This window comes from Ilumatobacter sp., from assembly GCF_049588435.1.
Taxonomy (GTDB): domain Bacteria; phylum Actinomycetota; class Acidimicrobiia; order Acidimicrobiales; family Ilumatobacteraceae; genus Ilumatobacter_A.
Genome location: NZ_JBAVYV010000590.1, coordinates 1 through 19,174, shown reverse-complemented (window position 1 = coordinate 19,174; position 19,174 = coordinate 1). Strand labels below are relative to the sequence as shown.

At 66.9% G+C, this 19,174-nt stretch carries 19 protein-coding genes; 7 read left to right on the top strand and 12 right to left on the bottom strand.

Translation table 11 applies throughout. The features are described 5' to 3' along the window. Positions 1 to 6: 6 nt before the first annotated feature. Complete coding sequence (locus WBV89_RS22170) at positions 7 to 1,308, bottom strand: ABC transporter substrate-binding protein (RefSeq protein ID WP_423983503.1); 1,302 nt, start codon at positions 1,306 to 1,308, stop codon at positions 7 to 9. 149 nt (positions 1,309 to 1,457) lie between these two features. On the opposite strand from WBV89_RS22170, the gene WBV89_RS22165 reads away from it, so the two are divergent. From WBV89_RS22165 to WBV89_RS22150, 4 genes are all read left to right on the top strand, one after another. Beyond that, positions 1,458 to 2,447, top strand: a complete 990-nt coding sequence (locus WBV89_RS22165) for an acyl dehydratase (protein WP_423983502.1) — start codon at positions 1,458 to 1,460, stop codon at positions 2,445 to 2,447. Between the two features lie 65 nt (positions 2,448 to 2,512). Further along, a complete protein-coding gene (locus tag WBV89_RS22160; protein ID WP_423983501.1) occupies positions 2,513 to 3,373 on the top strand; it encodes a catechol 1,2-dioxygenase in 861 nt (286 codons plus the stop codon). Continuing rightward, positions 3,373 to 4,092 carry a type 1 glutamine amidotransferase gene (locus WBV89_RS22155; protein ID WP_423983500.1) on the top strand — a complete coding sequence of 240 codons (720 nt, stop codon included), beginning with the start codon at positions 3,373 to 3,375 and terminating at the stop codon, positions 4,090 to 4,092. The genes WBV89_RS22160 and WBV89_RS22155 overlap by 1 nt, the downstream gene beginning before the upstream one ends. 1 nt (position 4,093) lies before the next feature. Next, positions 4,094 to 4,810, top strand: coding sequence for a gamma-glutamyl-gamma-aminobutyrate hydrolase family protein (locus WBV89_RS22150; protein ID WP_423983499.1), 717 nt, complete (start codon positions 4,094 to 4,096; stop codon positions 4,808 to 4,810). A 28-nt stretch (positions 4,811 to 4,838) separates the two neighbouring features. Here the strand turns inward: WBV89_RS22150 and WBV89_RS22145 are convergent, their stop codons facing one another. Both WBV89_RS22145 and WBV89_RS22140 read right to left on the bottom strand, forming a co-directional pair. Next, positions 4,839 to 6,302, bottom strand: coding sequence for an aldehyde dehydrogenase (locus WBV89_RS22145; protein WP_423983498.1), 1,464 nt, complete (start codon positions 6,300 to 6,302; stop codon positions 4,839 to 4,841). Further along, positions 6,299 to 7,198 (bottom strand): fumarylacetoacetate hydrolase family protein, encoded by a 900-nt coding sequence (locus WBV89_RS22140; protein WP_423983497.1) that lies wholly within the window; start codon positions 7,196 to 7,198, stop codon positions 6,299 to 6,301. The genes WBV89_RS22145 and WBV89_RS22140 overlap by 4 nt, the downstream gene beginning before the upstream one ends. 94 nt (positions 7,199 to 7,292) lie before the next feature. Between WBV89_RS22140 and WBV89_RS22135 the strand changes: the two genes are divergently transcribed. Genes WBV89_RS22135 through WBV89_RS22125 form a run of 3 tightly spaced genes read left to right on the top strand, consistent with a single transcriptional unit; the run spans position 7,293 to position 9,969 of the window. Continuing rightward, positions 7,293 to 8,105: an acetoacetate decarboxylase family protein gene (locus WBV89_RS22135; RefSeq protein ID WP_423983496.1), complete on the top strand. Its 813-nt coding sequence runs from the start codon at positions 7,293 to 7,295 to the stop codon at positions 8,103 to 8,105. Positions 8,106 to 8,133: 28 nt separating this feature from the next. After that, a complete protein-coding gene (locus WBV89_RS22130) occupies positions 8,134 to 9,411 on the top strand; it encodes a cytochrome P450 (RefSeq protein WP_423983495.1) in 1,278 nt (425 codons plus the stop codon). A gap of 51 nt (positions 9,412 to 9,462) precedes the next feature. Then, positions 9,463 to 9,969 (top strand): MarR family winged helix-turn-helix transcriptional regulator, encoded by a 507-nt coding sequence (locus WBV89_RS22125; protein WP_423983494.1) that lies wholly within the window; start codon positions 9,463 to 9,465, stop codon positions 9,967 to 9,969. Between the two features lie 30 nt (positions 9,970 to 9,999). Here the strand turns inward: WBV89_RS22125 and WBV89_RS22120 are convergent, their stop codons facing one another. The 9 genes from WBV89_RS22120 to WBV89_RS22080 form a co-directional block, all read right to left on the bottom strand. After that, positions 10,000 to 11,295, bottom strand: coding sequence for a glutamine synthetase family protein (locus tag WBV89_RS22120; RefSeq protein WP_423983493.1), 1,296 nt, complete (start codon positions 11,293 to 11,295; stop codon positions 10,000 to 10,002). 76 nt (positions 11,296 to 11,371) lie between these two features. Beyond that, positions 11,372 to 12,418, bottom strand: coding sequence for a peptidase M29 (locus WBV89_RS22115; RefSeq protein WP_423983492.1), 1,047 nt, complete (start codon positions 12,416 to 12,418; stop codon positions 11,372 to 11,374). Beyond that, positions 12,415 to 13,584, bottom strand: coding sequence for an acyl-CoA dehydrogenase family protein (locus WBV89_RS22110; RefSeq protein ID WP_423983491.1), 1,170 nt, complete (start codon positions 13,582 to 13,584; stop codon positions 12,415 to 12,417). The genes WBV89_RS22115 and WBV89_RS22110 overlap by 4 nt, the downstream gene beginning before the upstream one ends. Before the next feature lie 39 nt (positions 13,585 to 13,623). Then, a complete protein-coding gene (locus tag WBV89_RS22105; protein WP_423983490.1) occupies positions 13,624 to 14,421 on the bottom strand; it encodes an alpha/beta fold hydrolase in 798 nt (265 codons plus the stop codon). A 29-nt stretch (positions 14,422 to 14,450) separates the two neighbouring features. Then, positions 14,451 to 15,692, bottom strand: coding sequence for a cytochrome P450 (locus WBV89_RS22100; protein WP_423983489.1), 1,242 nt, complete (start codon positions 15,690 to 15,692; stop codon positions 14,451 to 14,453). 58 nt (positions 15,693 to 15,750) lie between these two features. Beyond that, the gene (locus tag WBV89_RS22095; RefSeq protein WP_423983488.1) at positions 15,751 to 16,404 is read right to left on the bottom strand and encodes a GntR family transcriptional regulator; all 654 of its coding nucleotides are present in this window, start codon (positions 16,402 to 16,404) and stop codon (positions 15,751 to 15,753) included. A 36-nt stretch (positions 16,405 to 16,440) separates the two neighbouring features. Next, positions 16,441 to 17,652: a 3-sulfinopropanoyl-CoA desulfinase gene (gene acdA / locus WBV89_RS22090; protein WP_423983487.1), complete on the bottom strand. Its 1,212-nt coding sequence runs from the start codon at positions 17,650 to 17,652 to the stop codon at positions 16,441 to 16,443. Beyond that, the gene (locus WBV89_RS22085; RefSeq protein ID WP_423983486.1) at positions 17,649 to 18,809 is read right to left on the bottom strand and encodes a tetratricopeptide repeat protein; all 1,161 of its coding nucleotides are present in this window, start codon (positions 18,807 to 18,809) and stop codon (positions 17,649 to 17,651) included. The genes acdA and WBV89_RS22085 overlap by 4 nt, the downstream gene beginning before the upstream one ends. Before the next feature lie 128 nt (positions 18,810 to 18,937). Continuing rightward, the coding region (locus WBV89_RS22080) for an alpha/beta fold hydrolase (protein WP_423983485.1) at positions 18,938 to 19,174 on the bottom strand (237 nt) is incomplete at its 5' end.

The window sequence follows — 19,174 nt, the reverse complement described above, 5'->3', positions numbered from 1 at the left end:
AGACCGTCAGCCTTCGGCGAGGAGGACGTCGACGCCGTCTTCGACCTGCACGATCGGCACGGCCTTCGGCGGGATGCCGTCGGTTCCGACGTAGGTCACTTCGCCGGCAAAGCCGTCGAAGCCGGAGATCTCCCGGACCGCAGCACCGATCTCGGCCGGGTCGGTGCAGTCGCAGTTCGCCATCGCCTGCAGGCCGAGCAACATCGAGTCGACGTAGAGACCCATGAAGCCGCGGCTCTCCAGCTCCTCACCGTTGACGGCTGCGTAGCCGGCGAGCAGCTGGTCCGAACGGTCACCGGGCTCGATGAAGTCATGGGGCGTGTGGATCACACCGTTGCTGTTCTCCTCGAACTGGATGCCCGTGGCGTCGAGCGCATCGGTCCCCAGGTAGGTGATGTCGTCGAAACCGGCGCCCTCGAGCTGGCCGCGCAGCGCCGTCACCTGGAATCCGAGTGCGGCCGAGTAGAACGCCTCGGTGCCGTCCAGGATGCCGGAGAGTTCGGCCACCTGAGCGGAGAAGTCGGTGTCGGCGCCCCACTCGTAGGTCTGCGTGCTGACGATTTCGCCGCCGCCCGCTTCGAACACCTCCGAGAACACGTCCGGGTTGAGGCCGGTGTACGGCCCAGGCTGCGTAAAGACGAACGCCCGCGTGATGCCCTGATCCAGTGCGTACTCCGCAGCCGCCGTGGCCTGACCGTTGTCGTCGAAGGAGACCAGGTAGGAGTTCTTCTCGACGTCGGCCAGTGTGGGCTCCGTCGATGCGGCGACGAACAGCGGAACCTCTCCCCCGGTGGCCTGAAGGATCGGGAGTGCGAAGTCCGCGAAGGGGGGGCCGATGAGGACCTGTGCGCCCCAGTCGAGCAGCGTTTCGGCGGCCACACCGGCTGTCGTGGCGTCGCCACCGACATCTTCGACCCTGACCTCGACCGGCGCACCGTTCATCCCACCGATGCAGTTGATGAGCGATGCCGCGTAGGGCACCAGCTGGGAACCGGGGATATCGACGAAGCCGACGACCTCACTGAAGTCCATGGCCATCCCGACCTTGATCGGATCGCCCGTGGGAGCCTCTTCACAATTGTCGAGATCTGCCGCGAGCATCGCGTCGATGTCGACAGCGGCATCACCGCTGGACGGTGCCGATGCCTCATCTCCACCGCCGTCACCGCTGTCGGCGCCCGCATCGGTCGCGGGAGCGGCCGAATCCGGAGCCGCGGAGGACTCCGTCTCGGCGTCGTCGCTTCCGCCACACGCGGCGAGAGCAACGGCGCCCACCACGGCAATACTGACAAGATTCTTGGCTTTCATGATCTCCCCCGAGGTCGATGATTCACGTCATGTGAATCGTTCGTGTGCGAATGAATTTTGCATGTACTTTGGTCGTTGTCAAGAAATTCGTCGATCTTGCGTCGCCTTCGGCCCCGCGGATCCCGTCGTCGACCGACCGGAGATGACCCATGCACAACGCTTCCGATTCCCTCGACGGACCCTTCTACGACGAGGTGAGCACCGGGTATCGCTTCCCGGTCCCACCGTCGTGCACGCTCACATCGGGCGACGCGTCGACGTACCGGTCGATCTGCGGTGAACACTGGGCACCCGGCCTCGACCACCGGCTGGCGACGCTGCTCACCGGCGACCCGCGTCCGCTCGCTCACCCCGGACTCGTCGTGGCGATGGCGATCGGAGCGAGCACCGTCGCCACGAGACGCGTCGTAGCCAATCTGTTCTACCGCGACCTCACGCTCACCCGACCGGTGCGCATCGGCGAGACACTGACGACCGCGACCGAGATCCGCGCGTTGTCCGACGCGTCACGCAAGCCCGGCGCTCCAGCCCGCGGCAAGATGCTGCTCGGGATCACGACGACGGCCGACGACGACGTCGTGCTCGCGTTCGAGCGCTGCGCTCTGCTGCCGTGTCGCGGTGATTCGCTGCCCGGCCACGGCGACGACATCGGTTCGAGCTCGGCCCTCCTCGACCTGGCCCGGTACGAAGTCGCCGTTCCGCACGGTTGGGATCTGTCACTGCTCGGCGAACGCGACGAGTGGCAGGTGGGCGAACGTCGCACGGATGCACTGCGCGACGTGGTGGACGGCGCCACCGCACTGGTCCGACTCACGCACAATCTTGCGGCAGTGCACCGGGACCAAGCAGCAACCGCCAGCGGTCGGCGGCTCGTGTACGGCGGCCACACGGTCGCGCTCGCGCAGGCATCGCTGGAACGTTCGATGCCCACGATGGCGACGCTGCTCGGATGGCACGAGTGCAACCACACCGCACCGGTGCACGAGGGAGACCTGCTCGAGTTCGAGCACGAGTTGATCGCGCAGCGAGCGTCCAACGGCGGGCAACTCCGTGCGGTGAACGTCACCGTGACCGCACACCGCCCCGGCGCCGATCCGAGCGTCGTGCTCGACTGGACACCCGTCGTCGTGAGCGCCTGACGTCCTGGTCTCGACCCGACCGTGCCCGTTGATTGTTCGGTACCAAACGAGTATTGTCGCCGCCCATGGGATCCATCGTCGGAGCTGCCGTCGTCTCGCACGTCCCCACGCTCGTGCTTCCCGAGGCGGACCGACGCGAACTGAACGGCGGGCACGACACCACACTGTTCGCCGGGCTCCATCAACTGCGCGCCGAACGACTCGCACCACTCGAGGCCGACACCGTCGTGGTGATCGACACCCACTGGTACACGACGATCGAGTTCATCGTGGCTGCACACCACCGGCGGTCGGGGATCTACACCTCCGAAGAGCTGCCCCGCGGGATGCGTCAGATGCCGTACGACATCGCCGGCGATCCGGAACTCGCCCATACGTGGGCGAGCACCGCGGACGGGCGTGACGACATGTGGATCACGGCGATCGATGATCCGCATCTGCCGGTCCACTACCCGACGATCAACCTTCTCCCGTTTCTGCAGGGTGACGAACGCTGGATCTCGGCGAGCATCTGCCAGACCGGTGCGCCGTCCGACTTCCTGCGGTTCGGGCAGCTGCTCCGTGAGGCGATCGAGACCACCGACCGTCGGGTCGTGGTTCTGGGCAGCGGAGGTTTCAGCCACCGGTTCTGGCCGTTGCAACAGTTCCGCGACCACGAAGCAGCCGACCCCGACCTGCACATCCGCACACCGGAGGCCTGCGCGGCGGACCGTCTCGTCATCCAACGCATGCTCGACGGCGACCACGCTGCCATCATCGACGACATGAGCGAGTTCGCCACCCACGCTCCGGAGGGTCGCTTCGGCCATTACCTCACGATGGTCGGCGCCCTGGGTGGTGCCGAGTGCACGTCGACCGGAACCCAGTTCGGTGAGTACGAAGCCGTCGCCGGCACCGGCCAGGCCCACATCTGGTTCGATTTGTGATGCGCGCTCTCGTCCTCGCCCACGAACCCGACGGTCCCGCCGCACAGGTCGAACGGCGCCTCGTCGAGCGCGGCTTCACCGTCGACACGCACGTCGTCACGTCCGACAACGACCGACCCGATGAAGCCGCACCGTTCCCCAGCCTCGACGGGTACGACCTCCTGGTCCCGATGGGCTCGATCCGGTCGTTGACGAACAAGGACGAGATCGGCTCGTGGATCCACACCGAGATCGAACTCGTGGCCGCGGCCCACGAAGCCGATGTCCCGGTGCTCGGAGTGTGCTTCGGCATCCAGATCATCGCCGAGGCGCTCGGGGGCGCCGTCGAACCTGCGCCGGTGACCGAGCTCGGGTGGATCGAGATCAGCGACGGTGACGTCCCGAACCCTGTGGGCTCCGGCCCGTGGTTGGAGTGGCATCACGACCGCATCGTGACACCGCCGGGTGCCGAGGTGCTCGCGCGCACCGACCACGCCGTGCAACTGATCCGGCTCGGACGCACGGTCGGGACGCAGTTCCACCCCGAGGTCGACCTCCCCCACATTCAGCGGTTCCTCGAACTGACCGAGGACAGCTACCTCGAGGAGTACGGCACCACCCGTGAGGAGTTGCTCGCCGCCACCCGTCGCAACGAGGCGCACAACATCGAGCAGTGCCACGCCCTCGTCGACTGGTACCTCGACACCGTGGCGTTTCCCGCCCTCGAAGTAGCGGGATGACGTGGCCGGTTCACCTGCACCGCTGATCGGGCTCCCCGGTCGCCGCATCTCCGGTGGCCAGATCGGCTACGCCCCGGTCCTCGCCGGACTGGACCTCGACCTCTACTTCGCCGACTACGCCCGCGGTGTCCTCGATGCCGGCGGCATCCCCGTGCACCTTCCGCTCGATCTCGCTCCCGCGGCGGTGATCGACCGACTCGACGGCATCGTGCTGAGCGGTGGCGCCGACATCGCCCCCGCGCGCTACGGCGCCGAGCCTCATCCGTCGGTCACGGTCGTCGAGACCGAGCGCGACGACTTCGAATTCGACCTCCTCGAACGGGCGATCGATGCCGAGGTCCCGGTCCTCGGGATCTGCCGCGGCCTGCAGGTGCTCAACGTGTTGCGCGGCGGGACCCTCGAACAACACGTCGCGACACACAGCCGATACGACATCGAGGCGAGCGAGACCGCCCACGAGGTCAGCTTCGCGGAGGGCTCTCAACTCGCCGATGTCTACGGCGCACAGCTCCGCGTGAACAGCTTGCACCACCAGACGGTCGATCGGCTCGGCACCGACCTGGTGATCACGGCCACGTCGGACGACGGCGTGGTCGAAGGTCTCGAACTCGGTGAGGACATCGTGGCGGTGCAGTGGCACCCCGAGATGTTGCCGACCCGTGCCACCGACCCGATCTTCAGATGGCTGGTCGAACGCGCTGCCGCTCACACCCGCTGAGGTTCGGCGAACTGTCCGCGACGAGACGTCAGTCGCAGGAATCGTCGAGGATCATCAGTGTCTTGAGGTCGGCATGGAATTCGAGCGCATGATCGCCGCCCTCGCGTCCGATGCCGCTGATCCCACAACCGCCGAACGGCGCGGTGAGGTCACGCACGAGGAACGTGTTCACCCACACCAGTCCGGCACGCAGTGATCGGCCGACCCGTTCGGCGCGCTCGCGTGAGCCGGTGAAGACGATGGCCGACAGACCGTAGGCGGTGCTGTTCGCGAGGCGGATCGCATCGGCTTCGTCGTCGAAGGTCTGCAGGGTGAGGACCGGTCCGAAGATCTCCTGCTGCACCACCTCGCTCTCGTTGGACCGCGGCTCGATCAACGTCGGCTCGTAGTGCAACGAGTCCTCGTGCGCCCACCCCCCGCGCACGATGCGATCACCGTTCGCCCGGGCACGTTCCACGAACCCGTGGACCGCATCTCGATGTTCGGGATGCACCATCGGAGCGATCTGCGTCGTCGACTCGCGACTGTCCCCCAACACCAGCGCGTCGGCGTGAGCGTCGAACCTCTCCATGAACTCGTCACGGACCGACGCCTCCACCAGCAGGCGCGTCCCGGCCAGGCACACCTGACCGGAGTCGTCGAACTGCCACGCCGCCCGGTGCGCGGCGGCATCCAGGTCGGAGTCGGCGAACACGACCAGCGGACCCTTGCCGCCGAGCTCCGCGGTGAACGGAACGATGTTGTCCGCGGCGGCGCGCCCGATGTGCTTCGCGGTCGCGGGCGAGCCGGTGAACGTGATGCGGCGCACCCTCGGGTTCGAGACGAGTGCTGCGCCGACTTCTTCGCCGATGCCCTGGACCAGGTTGTAGGCACCGGCGGGAAATCCGGCCTCGACCGTCAGCTCGGCGAGCAGGGCGGCCGACAGTGGCGACCACTCGGCGGGCTTGTGGATGACACTGTTCCCTGCGGCCAGGGCGGGCGCGAGCTTCCACGTGCTCAACATGAACGGTGCGTTCCACGGCGTGATCACCACGGCGGGCCCGGCGGGCATGCGCTGGACCCAGTTGTGGAGGTTCTTGGCATCCCATTCGCGCTCTTCGTGAGCGACGATCAGGTCGGCGTACGTGCGGAAGTTGAGCGCTCCTCTCCCCACCAGTCGCAGACGCATCGACTCCTGGAGAAATGCCATGTCGAGGGTCTCCGCGAGCGCGATCTCGTCGGCGTTCTCATCGATCAGGTCGGCGAGACGATGCATGACCTCCGCTCGCTGCACCGGGCTGAACGATCCCCACACCTCGAAGCCGGCTGCTGCTGCGTTCACCGCAGCCTCGGCTGTCGCAGCGTCGCCGCGTGCGACGTGCGCGAGCGGGCCGGCGTCCCAGTCGAGCGGCGAACGCGTCTCGAAGGTCTCGTCCGAACCGACCCATTCGCCACCGATCAGGTGATCGACGGGGACCGAGACCCCGCCGATGTCGGCGCGTCGAACGTTCATGCGTCGCTCGGGTTCTCGTCGTCGACGGTGCTCTCGTAGTGCTTGGCGCCGGGTCCCATCGGGGCGCGGATGCCACGGAATTCCCAGTCGCCGCCCTGCGCGGTCGACATGACCTCTTCACTCCGACTCGGCTGAGCGCCGACGTCGGTGCGGATGGGGGTGGGCCCGGTGACGATCGTGTTCGTGAGCGCGCCGAGTCCTTCGACCTCGACGCTCACCACGTCACCCGGGTAGACGGTGCGCGAATTGGCCGGCGTGCCGGACAACAGGATGTCGCCGGGCACGAGCGTGATGGTGCGGGCGATGTCGGCGACGAGGTAGTGCATGTCCCACTTCATCTCCGAGGTGTTGCCGTCCTGCTTCACCTCACCGTTGACGATCGTCCGGATCGATTTGTTCCGGAAATCCCAATCGGTGACGAGGCCGGGGCCGACCGGGCAGAGTGTGTCGCTCCCCTTGACACGCAGCATCGAGCCGGCGTCGGTATCGCGGAAGTCGTGCAGGCCGTAGTCGTTGGCGACGCTGTAGCCGGCGATGTAGTCGCCCGCGTCCGCTGGCGAGATGTTGCGACAGGTGCGCCCGATGACGATCGCGATCTCACCTTCGTAGTTGAGCCATTCGCAGCCGACCGGACGGACCACGTCGGCACCGTGGCCACACAGGGCGGTGATCGGCTTGTGGAAGTAGGTCGGTGCCGCCGGGAGCTTGGTCATGAACTCGTCGACGCGGCTCTCGTAGTTGAGGTGGACGCAGACGATCTTGGTCGGCTCGCTCGGTGCCAGGTGGGTGGCATCGGCGACGGCGATCCGCCGGCCGTCGGCGGCCACCAGGTCGTCTGCCTCGAGTCGTACCTCGGTGACATATCCATCGAGGAGGATTCGTCGTGATTCGGCCATGTACGCGCTCCGTTGTCGATCGTCCGGACGTTGCGAGCACAGTATGCCACCCCGCCCATTGATCGTTTGTGTCCAAACGATTATGTTGGGCCGCATGTCCGAACTCCGAGGTCTCATGTACCCCCGTACCCCGGAAGGACGCGCCGGCATCCTGCCGTCACCGCCATGGCACTACAGCGGCGAGATGATGACCATCGAGTTCCGGACCGATCCGGCGCGCGTGGCGGAGCTGTTGCCGCCCGGGCTCACCGTCGCGGCCGACGACCCCGGTGCGGTCGCCATCATCTGGGCGGAATGGCAGAGCTGCAGCGACAGCTTCGACGAACTCCTCGATCCTGCTCGAGCGCAGTACAAGGAGGTGTTCGTCGTGATCCGCTGCGAATACGAGGGCCAGACCTACAGTCGCGCCGCCTACATCTGGGTCGACAAGGACTTCGCCATGGCCCGCGGACACATCCAGGGCTACCCGAAGAAGATGTCGGAGATCTGGATGACCCGGCCCGTGACGATCGGCAAGGCCGGGCCACGATTGGAACCCGGTGGTCGCTTCGGCGCCACGCTCAGTACGTGGGGACGCCGCATTGCCGACGCTCGCTTCACCATCACCGGAGAAGTTGAATCGGCTGGATTCGTGAACGGACATCCGATGCTCCATTCACGCCAGATGCCCGCCATCGAGATGGACGGTCGCGACTCGCTCGACGAACTGGTGACGATGCGTGGCTTCGACGTGGAACTCGGACCGGTGTACTCCGGCGCCGCCGAACTCGTCCTGCACGACAACCCGACCGAGGAGCTGGCCCGCTTCGGTGACGTCGAGGTCATCGGTGGCTACTACCGGCAGGTGGGCAACTCGATGGGTCCGGGGACGACCGTGCGAGCCAACCCCAACCCGATGGCGACCTGAGCAGATCCGCGACGAGAGCGAGCACACCATGCCGACCAACCCCGTCACCTTCGTCGACGACTACCTGGCCGACCACGGCCCGGACGACGCCGACATCACCGACCACGACACGTACACGTCCGGCGTCCCACACGCCACGTTCGAGCGGTTGCGTCACGAGGATCCGGTCCACTGGACCGAGGAGAAGGACGGCTCGGGGTTCTGGTCGATCCTGCGCTACGACGACGCGCTCGCCGTGAGCCGCGACGTCGAGACGTTCACGTCGAGCAAGGGCATCCGCCTCGAGCAGATGGATGACGAGGAGGCCGCTGCTCGACTGACGATGATGGAACTCGACCCGCCGGAACACACCCAGTACCGCCGTCTGGTGTCGAAGGGATTCACCGGGCGCAGCGTCAACGGTTACGAGGACGACATCCGCCAACTCGCGGCCGAGGTGATCGACGATGCCCTCGCCGAACCCGAGTTCGACTTCGTCCACGCCATCGCCCAACAGCTCCCGATGCGGATGCTCGGCAAGATGCTCGGCACGAGCGACGAGGACGGCCATCGCCTCGTGGAGTGGGGAGACGCACTGCTCGGCAACACCGACCCCGAGTTCACCGACTATCCGGTCGACCTCACCGACACCGAACAGTTCCGCATGGTGCCGTTCCGCAGTCCGGCGTCGATCCAGATCTTCCAGTTCGCACAGGAGCAGGTGCTCGACCGTCGGACCTGCCCCCGTGACGACGTGATCTCGCAACTGCTCGCTCCGACCAAGAGCGGCGAGCCGTTGACCGACCTGCAGTTCAACAACTTCTTCACCCTCCTCGTGGCCGCCGGCAACGACACCACGCGCTACACGATGACCCACGGTTTGTGGACGATGATGAACCATCCCGAGCTGTGGGAGACCTGGAAGGCCGACCCGTCGCTCACCCCGACCGCGATCGAGGAAATCATGCGCACGAGTGCGGTCACGATGCACTTCCGCCGCACGGCGACGCGCGACGTCGAGATGCGCGGCAAGCAGATCAAGGAAGGTGACCGGGTCGTGATGTGGTTCAACTCGGCGAACCACGATGCTGATCAGTTCGAGCACCCGTTCCGGTTCGACCTGGCGCGAACCCCGAACGAACACATGACGTTCGGTCGCAGCGGGCCACACTTCTGCCTCGGCGCGTGGCTCGCCCGGATGGAGGTGCGCCTCGTGTTCGAGGAGCTGTTCAAGCGCATCGATCACTTCGAGCCGGTCGGTCCGATCGACCGCCTCCGCTCGAACTTCATCGCCGGCATCAAGCGCCTCCCAGTGCGCGCCGTCTGAGCCGCTGCGACCACACAGCGAGAGCTTCGGTCAGATGCGTATGGTGAGTCAGTGAGCCAGGACCAGCAGCGCGATCTGCTTCCCAACGAACAGGACATCCTCCGCGCGCTCGGTGATCGCCCCTACGACATCGACTCGATGGAGGCGATTGCCAACATCTACCGCGCTGCGGCCGCCATTCGGCGGCGGGCCGAGGCCCGGATCCTCGCGGAGTTGGGCCTGTCGTGGGGCGGGTTCACGGCGCTCTGGGTGCTCTACATCTGGGGCCAGATGGAGACGAGCCGACTCGCGACCGAATGCGACCTGTCCAAGGGCACGCTCACCGGGATCTTGAACACGCTGGAGAGCCGCGGCTTCGTCAGCCGTGAACGGCCGAAGGAGGACCGGCGCAAGATGCTCGTCGAACTGACGCCGGAGGGCACGGCGGTCATCGGTGACCTGAGCCCGCGGTTCAACGCGTTCGAGTCCGAGACCACGTCCGTTCTCGACGTCGACGAGAAGCGACAGTTGGCTTCGCTGCTCCGCACGATCATCGGCGGAATCGCCGACAGCGAATGAACGGGTGCCGCTCGGACCGGTGACGGTCGGTCAGTGGTACGGCAGGTAGTTCGCGAGTTCGAAGTCGGTCAACGCGTCACCATCGAGTGACTCACCCGTCGCCACGAATCGCTCGAACTCGTGACGCTTGTTCGCGACGAAGTTGCCGATCAACTTCGCATCGAAGGCACCGACGAACGAGGTGTCCGCTTCGAGGTCGTCGAGCGCGCTCCCCAGATCCGTCGCGCTGCGTTCGGCACCGTCGCCACCGTCCTCGAACCCGTCACCGGTGAACGGCTCACCGGCGTCGCTCGACGCCGTCACGCCGAGGCGCGCCGCTTCGAGCACGGCTGCGACACCGAGGTGGATGTTCATCGAACCGTCGCCGATCCGGCTCTCGATCCGCATCGCCGAACCGGATTCGGCGGGGATGCGATTGGCCACGTTGCGGTGGTCCTTGCCCCAGTTGGCCCAGCACCCGGCGAGCGACCCGGGCTGCAGCCGACGGTAGGCATTGACCGTGGGTGCGCACAGTGCGGTGAGCGCCCGGTGATGATCGACCAGACCGGCCAGACACGAGCGAGCGATCTTGCTGACGCCGTGCTCGTCGGCGGCGTCGAACATGACGTTCACGCCATCCGCGTCGACGAGGCTGAAGTTGGTGTGCATGCCGGATCCCGATTCGCCGGGGAACGGCTTGCCGAGGAAGGTGAAGTCGAGACCCTTCGAGATCGCGATCTCACGGACCATCAACCGGAAGAGGAACGCATCGTCGACGGCGCGGAGCGCGTCGTCGTAGCGCAGGGTGAACTCGAATTGGGATTCGTCGAACTCGACGTTCGCCGACTCCACCGCGAACCCGCACCGTTCGGCGGTGTCGAGCACGTCGGACACGAACCCGGTCGGGTCGCCGAGTGGACCGGTGCCGTAGACCATCGATCGCGGATTCGAGTACTTGGCATACGGGCTGTCGGCTGTCGGTGCGAGCAGGTAGCCCTCCAACTCGATTCCGACCCGTACCGCGAAACCGAGGTCCTTCCAGGCCTCCAGCGAACGCTGCAGTGCTCGGCGACTCGACACTTCGTACGGCTCATCACCGAGTTCGAGGTCGGCCAACGCCACCACGGTCGAGTCGTCCTCCCACGACGGCCGGATCGATGCAGGGTCTGGCGTGCCGCGCACGTCCTTGAGACCACCGAGGAGGTGGGCGCCCGGAGCGTCGATCAGGTCGCGGTCGTATCCCATCGCGAACGTGGTCACGCAGAAGCCCGTGCCCTCACCGCCCCGCCATCCCGGGAGGTACTTGCCGCGCGCCAGCCCGAGGTGGTCGGGCCAGAGGATGCGCATTCGGGATCGGTCGCCGTGGTCGTGGCTGCGATGGTCGTTCATGCTCGTGGTCGCCGGGTGCTCGGAACGTGTCGGGTCATGCGAGATCGGATCGTAGGACACCACGGTCCACGACACTCTCGCCATCGATCTCCACCGAGCAGTTGCGCATCGGCAGGTCGAAGTGCCCCCGACAGAAGCGGCCGGCAACCTCGTTCGCTCCCGTCGAGAAGACGACATTGCCCGCGAACGCCCGCAGTTCGGTGCCGTTCATGTCCGCCTTGTCCCACATCGCAAGCGATTCCCAGCGAGCGGCGGGGTTCATCCCCCATCCGATGTGGCTGATCGCGTATGCGTCGGGTTCGTCGAACGCAGCGAGGTACGAGCGCATCAACTCCGCATCGTGTCCGGCCCCCGCGATGTCGACGACGTAGTCGTGTTCGACGGTCAGCGTGATCGGTTCTCGGACGTACTCCTTGAACGTGAGGTTCACGTCGCCCGGCGCCAGCACCACCACGCCGTCCACGCAGTTCGACGCGGGGAAGGCGAGCACGAGCCCGCCGGGCCAGTGCGCGATGCTTCCCGGCTCGGTGCACCAGCCGCACGATCCGGCGCGGAACGCGCCGGTCAGGTCGACGGCGAGATCGGTTCCGGCCTCGGAGGTGACGCGCATTCGCGATGCCGATTCGAGCATCGCCACCCCACGGTCGACGCGGTCTGCGAGCGTCGGGTCGTGCGGCCAACGTTCCGCGTTCTCCGGGTGTTCCGCCGAGACCATCAAGACCCGTGCCCCGCCGTTCAGGATCTCACCCAACTCCGGTGCGTGGAGCAAGCCCTCGACCGTGCAGTCCACGACGAAGTCCGCTGCCCGGAGCGCGGCGATTGCGGCACGGTTGTTGGCGATCGCCAGGGAGGCACCGGTCGAGCGAATCGGCAGCGGACCCGGGTTCGGTGGCGTCGGCATCCGCACCTCGGCGACGGCGGCGCCCATCATTTCGAGCGCCATACGCGCTGTCTCCACGATGAGTGGAGAACTCGACGCCTCGTACAGCAGCACGGCGACTTCGCCATCGCGCAGATTGCAGGCTGCGAACTGTTCGGCGTAGCGCTGCACCCAACGCCACTCGGTTCCGGCGTCGGTCATTCGGCGCCGCCGTCGAAAAGTCGAGCACGTCCGAGGCGCTCGCGACACACCTCGACGCTCCACGGCAACATCACCGCACCGCAGCGCGCATCGCGGTAGAAGCGCTCGATCGGGCTCGGGCGCAGCAGCGAACGCCCTCCGCAGATCTGGATGGCCGTGGACGCCATGGCCGGCGCCCCCTCCATCGTGGTCACGAGCGACGCTTGCGCCCGGCTGATCTGCGCGTCGTCGGGATCGACGCACACGTCGGACAGCACTCGGTACAACAGGGCCTGCGCCTGTTCGAACTGGATGTTCATCGATGTCCATCCCTGCTGCTTGATGGCGTGATCGCGTCGACCGCCCGTCTTCAGATAGTCCTCGGTGAAGTCGAGGATCGCACGCATGATGCCGAGGTACGAGAAAGACAGCGTCATGAAGAAGTAGGGAAAGCGATCGGCTTGGGCGTTGAACACCCCCGGCGGTAGCCATTCGTGCTCGGCGCGCACGAACACGTCGTTCATCACCAGGTTGCGCGAGTCGGTGCCGCGCATCCCGAGCGGGTTCCACTCCCCCTCGATCACGCAGCCCTCACCGTCGTGCGGCACGCCGAGGAGACGCAGCCGCTCATCGCCCTCGACCTGGCACAACACGTTGTGGAAGTCGGCAGCGCCCGAGAGTGATGCGAAGATCTTGCGGCCGGTCACGAGGTAGCCGCCGTCGACCGGCGTGGCGCGAGTGGCGTACCCACCGGTGGCGCTCGCATTGATGCCTTCGGAGAACGGCTGACTGTGGATGTGGCCCTCGTCGACCACCCCCTGGTAGAGCACCTTGCGTCGATCCTCGACGAACGACACCTCGTCGCCGCCCAAGCCGAGACGATCGGCCACCTCCCCGACGAGGAGTGTCGTCGCCACGTGCATGTTGAAGGTGAGTGCGGTGCTCCCACAGTGGCGGGCGAGTTCCTCCGAGGCCAGGGCATACCCGACGAAGTCGCCGCCGAGTCCTCCGGCGGCGGTCGGGATGACGATGCCGAGCAGACCCGCGTCGCGTAGGTCGGACCAGTTGTCGTACGGGAAGGTCGCGGCCTCGTCGACCTCGGCGGCACGCGAGGCGATGCGTGGACCGAGCTCCGCGACCCTCTCGACGATGGCCGAACGTTCCGGGGTGTGCAACGCGCTGTTCATGGCAGCGATCCTCTCACGATTGTCAGTGCGGCTTCCGGGTCACGCGACGAGGAAATCCCGCACGAGTCGGTTGAAACGTCCGGGCGCTTCGGTCGGAGAGAGATGGCCGACGTCGTCGATCACCTCGAGGCGGCTGTTGACCAGCCCGTCGTGCAGCGCTTGGGCGTAGGTCGGCGGGGTCTCCTGGTCGAGTTCGCCGACCACGACGAGGACGTCGTGCCGGATCCGGTGCAGATCGGCGCGCACATCGTTGTCGGGAAGACACATCACGGCCGCTCGGAATCCGTCGGCGCCGATCCGTCCGAAGGAGTCGATCGTCTCGTCACGGACGCGACCGACGAGCGGCGACGCCGTGATCGCGTCGATCACCTGCTCCGCTCGGTCACCCGGCCGCCCTCCGGCATCGAGCACCGCGAGGCGCGACGCGATCCACCCCTCCCGGGTCGTGCCGTCCATCCCGAAGGCCGGGCTGGTGTCGGCGAGGACCATCCGTCGGATCCGGCCGGGGAAGGCGAGAGCCGTGTGCAGCGCGTGCATCCCGCCGAACGACAGCCCGACCACGTCGACCTGGTCGACGTCGAGCAGATCGATGAGGTCGACCACGCGCCGCGCGATGCCGTCGTAGGTGAGTGGAACGAGTGCGTCCGAGTCGCCGTACCCGGGCATGTCCCACGCGACGCAGCGGAACCCGTCCGCCAGTCCGCGCAGCTGGGCTCCCCACGAGGTGCGGGTGCCACCCAGGCCGTGCAGGAACACCACCGGAAGCTCGCCCTCGCTCGCGGTTCCCGACTCGCGCCACGCCAGTCCCCGATCCACCCGGTCGACGTGGGCCCTCATCGGCTGCTGCTCGGGATCCATCGCTTCGTTCACAGCGAGACGCGGAGGTGCTCGATGCCGTTGACGAAATTCGACTCCACGAACTCTGGCTCTCCCACGTCATCGAAGCTCAGGTCGCGGTCGAGGATCTCGTCGATCAGTTCGGCCACTTCGAGGCGGGCGAGCGACGCCCCGAGGCAGAAGTGCGCACCGCCCCCACCGAATGCGAGGTGCGAAGGCGTCGGGGGCCGATCGGCGCGGAACGCGAGCGGGTCGACGTACACCTGCTCGTCGAAGTTCGCCGCGGCGTACCAGAGCACCACCTTGTCGCCGACGGCAAGCTCCGTCCCGGACAGGGTGACGGGTTTCGTGACCGTGCGCCGGAAGTAGAGGATCGGCGAGGAGTACCGGATCACCTCGTCGGTCACCGGAGCGAGCAGAGATCGGTCTGCGCGCACCCGCTCGAACTCGCCGGCGAACCGGTGCATGTGGAGCGCCAGGTGAGCCATCGACGAGCGAGTGGTCTCGTTGCCGGCGAAGATCATCAGCCGGAAGAAGTTGGCGAACTCCTCGTCGGTGAGCCGTTCGCCGTCGATCTCGGCCGTGACGAGATCGGAGATCAGGTCGTCGACCGGGTTCGCTCGACGTTCGGCACCGAGCGCCGTCGCGTACTCGCTCATCGCGAACGCTGCCGGGCTGTTGAACGGCAGGAGCCGGAGATCGGTGGTGTTTCCGTAGGCGGTCGGTTCGAGCGGTTCGGCGCCCGTGCCGGCGACGAGGTGATCGGACAGTTCGACCAGGTAGCTGTGGTCCTCGCTCGGCACGCCCATCAGGTCGCAGATCACACCGATCGGGATCGGCTTCGCAACCGCCGAGACCCAGTCGCCACCGCCGTTCCCCTCGAAGCCGTCGAGCACGGAGCGGATCCGGGTACGAACCGCCGCTCGATACGCCTGGACGTGACGGGGGGTGAACGCGGAGCTGACCAGCCGGCGGAGCCGGGTGTGCATCGGGGGATCCATGTCGATCATCGAGGCGCGGGCGTCCAGAGCGTCGGCGTCGATGTCGTAGATCTGAATGTGGCCGACCGCGGACGAGAACGTCTCGAGGTCGCGCGATGCCTGCACCAGATCGGCGTGACGGGTCACCGACCAGAAGCCGGTCGTCCCGTCGACGTCGGGTGAGCGAGTCAGGCCGGCGGCGGCGCGCAGCGACGCGAAGAGGTCGTGTGGGATGCCAGCCGCGAACGTGGCCGGGTCGTGAAGTTCGATCGGCGTCACTGTGTCGGTCATGGCTGGGTCTCCTCGTTTCGAGTTCCGGTGGGCGTCGTCGGCGACAGCGGTGCGGCGTTCACGACAGGTTGATGTCGAGTCCGTCACGAATGTGCGAGATCGCCTCGGCAGCTGCGCAATCGCCGTCCCCGCTCCGCAGCGCCTCGACCAATCGTGCGTGGTCCGCGACCAGATCATGGTCCTTGATCTTCGGTTCGTACAGCCGGCCGTACGCGACCGCGGCGACGCTCACCCCCCAGATGTTGTCGAAGCTGATCGTCATGAAGCGGTTGTCGACGGCTTCGAGGATCGAGCGGTGCACGGCCCGGTTGGCCAGGTACGACGCCACGACGCTGCCGTCCATCGATTCGTGCGCGTCGACGATCGCGCCTTCGATGCGTTCGATCGCCTCGACGTCGTTCGCTTCGGCCACCAGGCGTGCCGCGTGTCCCTCGACCGCCTCGCGAGCCTGGTACAGCTTGCTGACCTCGTCGTCGCCGATCGACCGCACGACGTACCCGCGCCGACCGCGTTGTTCGACGAGCCCTTCGAGTTCGAGGCGCATCAATGCGTCACGGACCGGCGTCCGCGAGATGTCGAGCAGGTCGGCGAGCTGGTCCATGATCAGTGCGTCGCCCAACTCGATCTGGCGATTCAGCACCGCCTCGACGATCGACGAGTAAGCCTGGTCGGCAAGCGACGGCCGCTGTCCGGCGATCCGGTTCAGGTCCACGGGGCACCGTGCGTCACTCGGCTCGACACGGCCACATCACGCATTCGTCGCCGCCTTCTCGTATCCACCGCGTGTCTGGGGCAGCTTCATGCCGAGCACCCGCGACGCCACGACCGTGCGCAGCGCCTGGGCGGTCCCGCCGCCGATGGTGAACATCCGCACATCGCGATACATGCGCTCGAGTGGGTTGCGTCGCGAGTACCCGGCTGCGCCGAACATCTGGAGAGCATCGCTCACGACTCTGATCGCGGCCTCGGCGGTGAAGATCTTGGCCTGTGCGGCCATCGCCGGGTCGGGGAACGGGCTGTTGTCCGGACCGCGGGATGCCGCGGCGCGATACGTGAGACTCCGCGCAGCTTCGAGCTGCACCGACATGTCGGCGAGCATCCACTGCAGGCCCTGGAACTCCGCGATCGGACGACCGAACTGTTCACGTTCCTTGAGGAACTCACGCGCCAGCTCGAAGGCACCGGTGGCGATCCCGAGCGCCACGGTTCCTGCGCCGACCCGTTGCGCGTTGTACGCGTTCATCAGCGCACCGAATCCCTTGCGATAGCCGTCGGGCGCCGGGAGCGCCATGTCGGCGGTGACCACCATGTCCTCGAAGATCACTTCCATCTCCGGGATCGCGCGCAGCCCCATCGTGGGTTCGCGATGCCCGAAGCTCAGACCGGGGGTCTCGTCGCGGATCGCGAGGAACCCGCCGATGCCTTCCTCGACACCGTCCTCGTCGAACACTCTGGCGAAGATCAGGTGCAGTCTCGAGACCGTGCCCCCGGTGATCCAGTGCTTGATTCCGTTGAGCACGTAGTCGTTGCCGCGTCGGTCGGCACGCGTGGTCATCTCCGACGCCGCACTCCCCGCACCAGGTTCGGTGATGCAGATCGCCGGCTTGTCACCGCTGAGCACGTACTCGGCGGCCAACCGCTTCTGTGTCTCGGTTCCGTACTGCATCACGGCGGAGATGGCACCCATGTTCGCCTCCACGGCGATCCGGCCGGTGACGCCGCAGACCTTGGCCATCTCCTCGACCACGAGGATCGCGTCGTGGAGCGCGTGGCCGGGTCCTCCGTACTCCTGTGGAATGCACATTCCGGTGAAGCCGGCTGCTTGCAGGTCCGCGACGTTCTCCCACGGGTACTGCTCCTCGCGATCGACGGCGGCAGCGCGCGGTCCGATGACGTCCGTCGCAAGCGAGCGAGCACGCTGCTGGATCTCGAGTTGTGTGTCGGTCAGTGTCCAGTTCATGGGAGGTCTCCTGCGGAGTGGCGGGTGAGAGTGATGATGTCGCGCTGTGCGATGCTGCCGCCGATTCGGCGGAGCCGATGATCACCGAGGGCATCGATGCGGTCGGCGGCACCCCGCCGGTCGCCGCGCCCGAACCTGCGAAGCGCGTCGACGAGCGGACCGACGACGTCGCGGAAGATCTCGTCGTTCTCCGATGCCCCAGCCGCTCCAGCGCGCTCCACGCCGTCGAACCAGACGGTGGCACCGGGGTGGTCGGGGCGACGGGCGAACGCCATCACCGCGTGGGTGTCGAGGAAGGCACAGGCGTGTCGCTCGGCGGTCGCACTCCACCGATCGGCGACGACATCCCAGCGGTTCCCGACGGCAGTCCCGGAGAGTTCGAGCCGCCAGAGGAGTGAGGTCACGTCGCACAGGCGGAAGGCGGACGTGGCATCGGGAACGATCCGATCGACGACCTCGAGGGCACGGCCCGGATCGTCGGCAGCGAGGTAGCGGAGTGCGAGGTGCCACCAGATGTGGACGGCCAGCGCGTCCTGTGCGCTCCACCGGACGAGCGAGCTCTCCAGCAGGTCCAGTGCAGCCGCTTGGTCATCGGTGCTCTCATAGACGTGCGCGAGTGCGTGGCGAGCCCACAGATCGTCCGGGTCGATGTCGAGCGCATCCCGACCGACACGTTCCGCCTCGGCGTAGCGTCCCGCTTCCTCGAGCGCGAAGGCGTACTGGCCCATGACGAAGTGAGCGCCGGCGATGTCGGGCGTCCACTCGGCAACTGCCCGCCCGCTCGACTCGAGGCGTCCCACGTCGTCTCCGACATGCAGGTAGAGGTCGTGAGCGATGCGCACAGCGGCGAAATCGCGGGACGCGCGCGCCACGCGATCCCAGGCTCCCGCCGCTTCGGTGAAGTCGCCCGCCACCATCAGTTCGAGCGCGCGGAGATGACCCAGCTCGGCATCTGTCGCAGCGACATCACCGGCGCGGTCGATCGCCGCTCGGACGTGGGGTGCGTCGAGCGACATTCCGCCGAGCACCGAGTACGCCGCGATGAACACCGACCCCATCACGAACGATTCGTCGGCATCGACGTGCGGCGCGAGCGTGGCGATCGGGTCGCCGTGGAAGTGCAGGAACTCACCCCACGCCAGGTCCCAGGCGGCCACGCTGTCGTGCGTGCCGCGCAGAGGGTGTCCGAACCGGTCATCACGCATGGACGGCCGGCCGATCCCGCTGAGTTCGCATACGGTATACCGTATTCATCAACCCATGGTGGACGATGGTGTGCGCCGCGTCAAGCCCGGGATTCTCCTGATCGGCTCACGCGGTCGATGAACGACGTGACGAGCGGGCTGATCTGGTCGGTGTGATGGAGCCATGGAGCGTGACCCCCCTCCACGACGTGCAGCTCGGCGTCGGCCATGGCGTCGGCGACTCGTTCACCGACCGGCGCGCCGCCCATGGGATCGTCGGCGGCGAACACGAGAAGGGTGGGAATCTCGATGGCGGCCAGCTGGGCTGCGGTGAGGGC

What these genes read in the sequence shown, in the direction of transcription:
- WBV89_RS22110 (WP_423983491.1), bottom strand. Translation starts at nt 13,584, where the DNA reads ATGAACAGCGCGTTGCACACCCCGGAACGTTCGGCCATCGTCGAGAGG.
- WBV89_RS22105 (WP_423983490.1), bottom strand. Translation starts at nt 14,421, where the DNA reads ATGAGGGCCCACGTCGACCGGGTGGATCGGGGACTGGCGTGGCGCGAG.
- WBV89_RS22165 (WP_423983502.1), top strand. Translation starts at nt 1,458, where the DNA reads ATGCACAACGCTTCCGATTCCCTCGACGGACCCTTCTACGACGAGGTG.
- WBV89_RS22130 (WP_423983495.1), top strand. Translation starts at nt 8,134, where the DNA reads ATGCCGACCAACCCCGTCACCTTCGTCGACGACTACCTGGCCGACCAC.
- WBV89_RS22140 (WP_423983497.1), bottom strand. Translation starts at nt 7,198, where the DNA reads ATGGCCGAATCACGACGAATCCTCCTCGATGGATATGTCACCGAGGTA.
- WBV89_RS22115 (WP_423983492.1), bottom strand. Translation starts at nt 12,418, where the DNA reads ATGACCGACGCCGGAACCGAGTGGCGTTGGGTGCAGCGCTACGCCGAA.
- WBV89_RS22170 (WP_423983503.1), bottom strand. Translation starts at nt 1,308, where the DNA reads ATGAAAGCCAAGAATCTTGTCAGTATTGCCGTGGTGGGCGCCGTTGCT.
- WBV89_RS22155 (WP_423983500.1), top strand. Translation starts at nt 3,373, where the DNA reads ATGCGCGCTCTCGTCCTCGCCCACGAACCCGACGGTCCCGCCGCACAG.
- WBV89_RS22160 (WP_423983501.1), top strand. Translation starts at nt 2,513, where the DNA reads ATGGGATCCATCGTCGGAGCTGCCGTCGTCTCGCACGTCCCCACGCTC.
- acdA (WP_423983487.1), bottom strand. Translation starts at nt 17,652, where the DNA reads ATGAACTGGACACTGACCGACACACAACTCGAGATCCAGCAGCGTGCT.
- WBV89_RS22145 (WP_423983498.1), bottom strand. Translation starts at nt 6,302, where the DNA reads ATGAACGTTCGACGCGCCGACATCGGCGGGGTCTCGGTCCCCGTCGAT.
- WBV89_RS22135 (WP_423983496.1), top strand. Translation starts at nt 7,293, where the DNA reads ATGTCCGAACTCCGAGGTCTCATGTACCCCCGTACCCCGGAAGGACGC.
- WBV89_RS22100 (WP_423983489.1), bottom strand. Translation starts at nt 15,692, where the DNA reads ATGACCGACACAGTGACGCCGATCGAACTTCACGACCCGGCCACGTTC.
- WBV89_RS22120 (WP_423983493.1), bottom strand. Translation starts at nt 11,295, where the DNA reads ATGCGCATCCTCTGGCCCGACCACCTCGGGCTGGCGCGCGGCAAGTAC.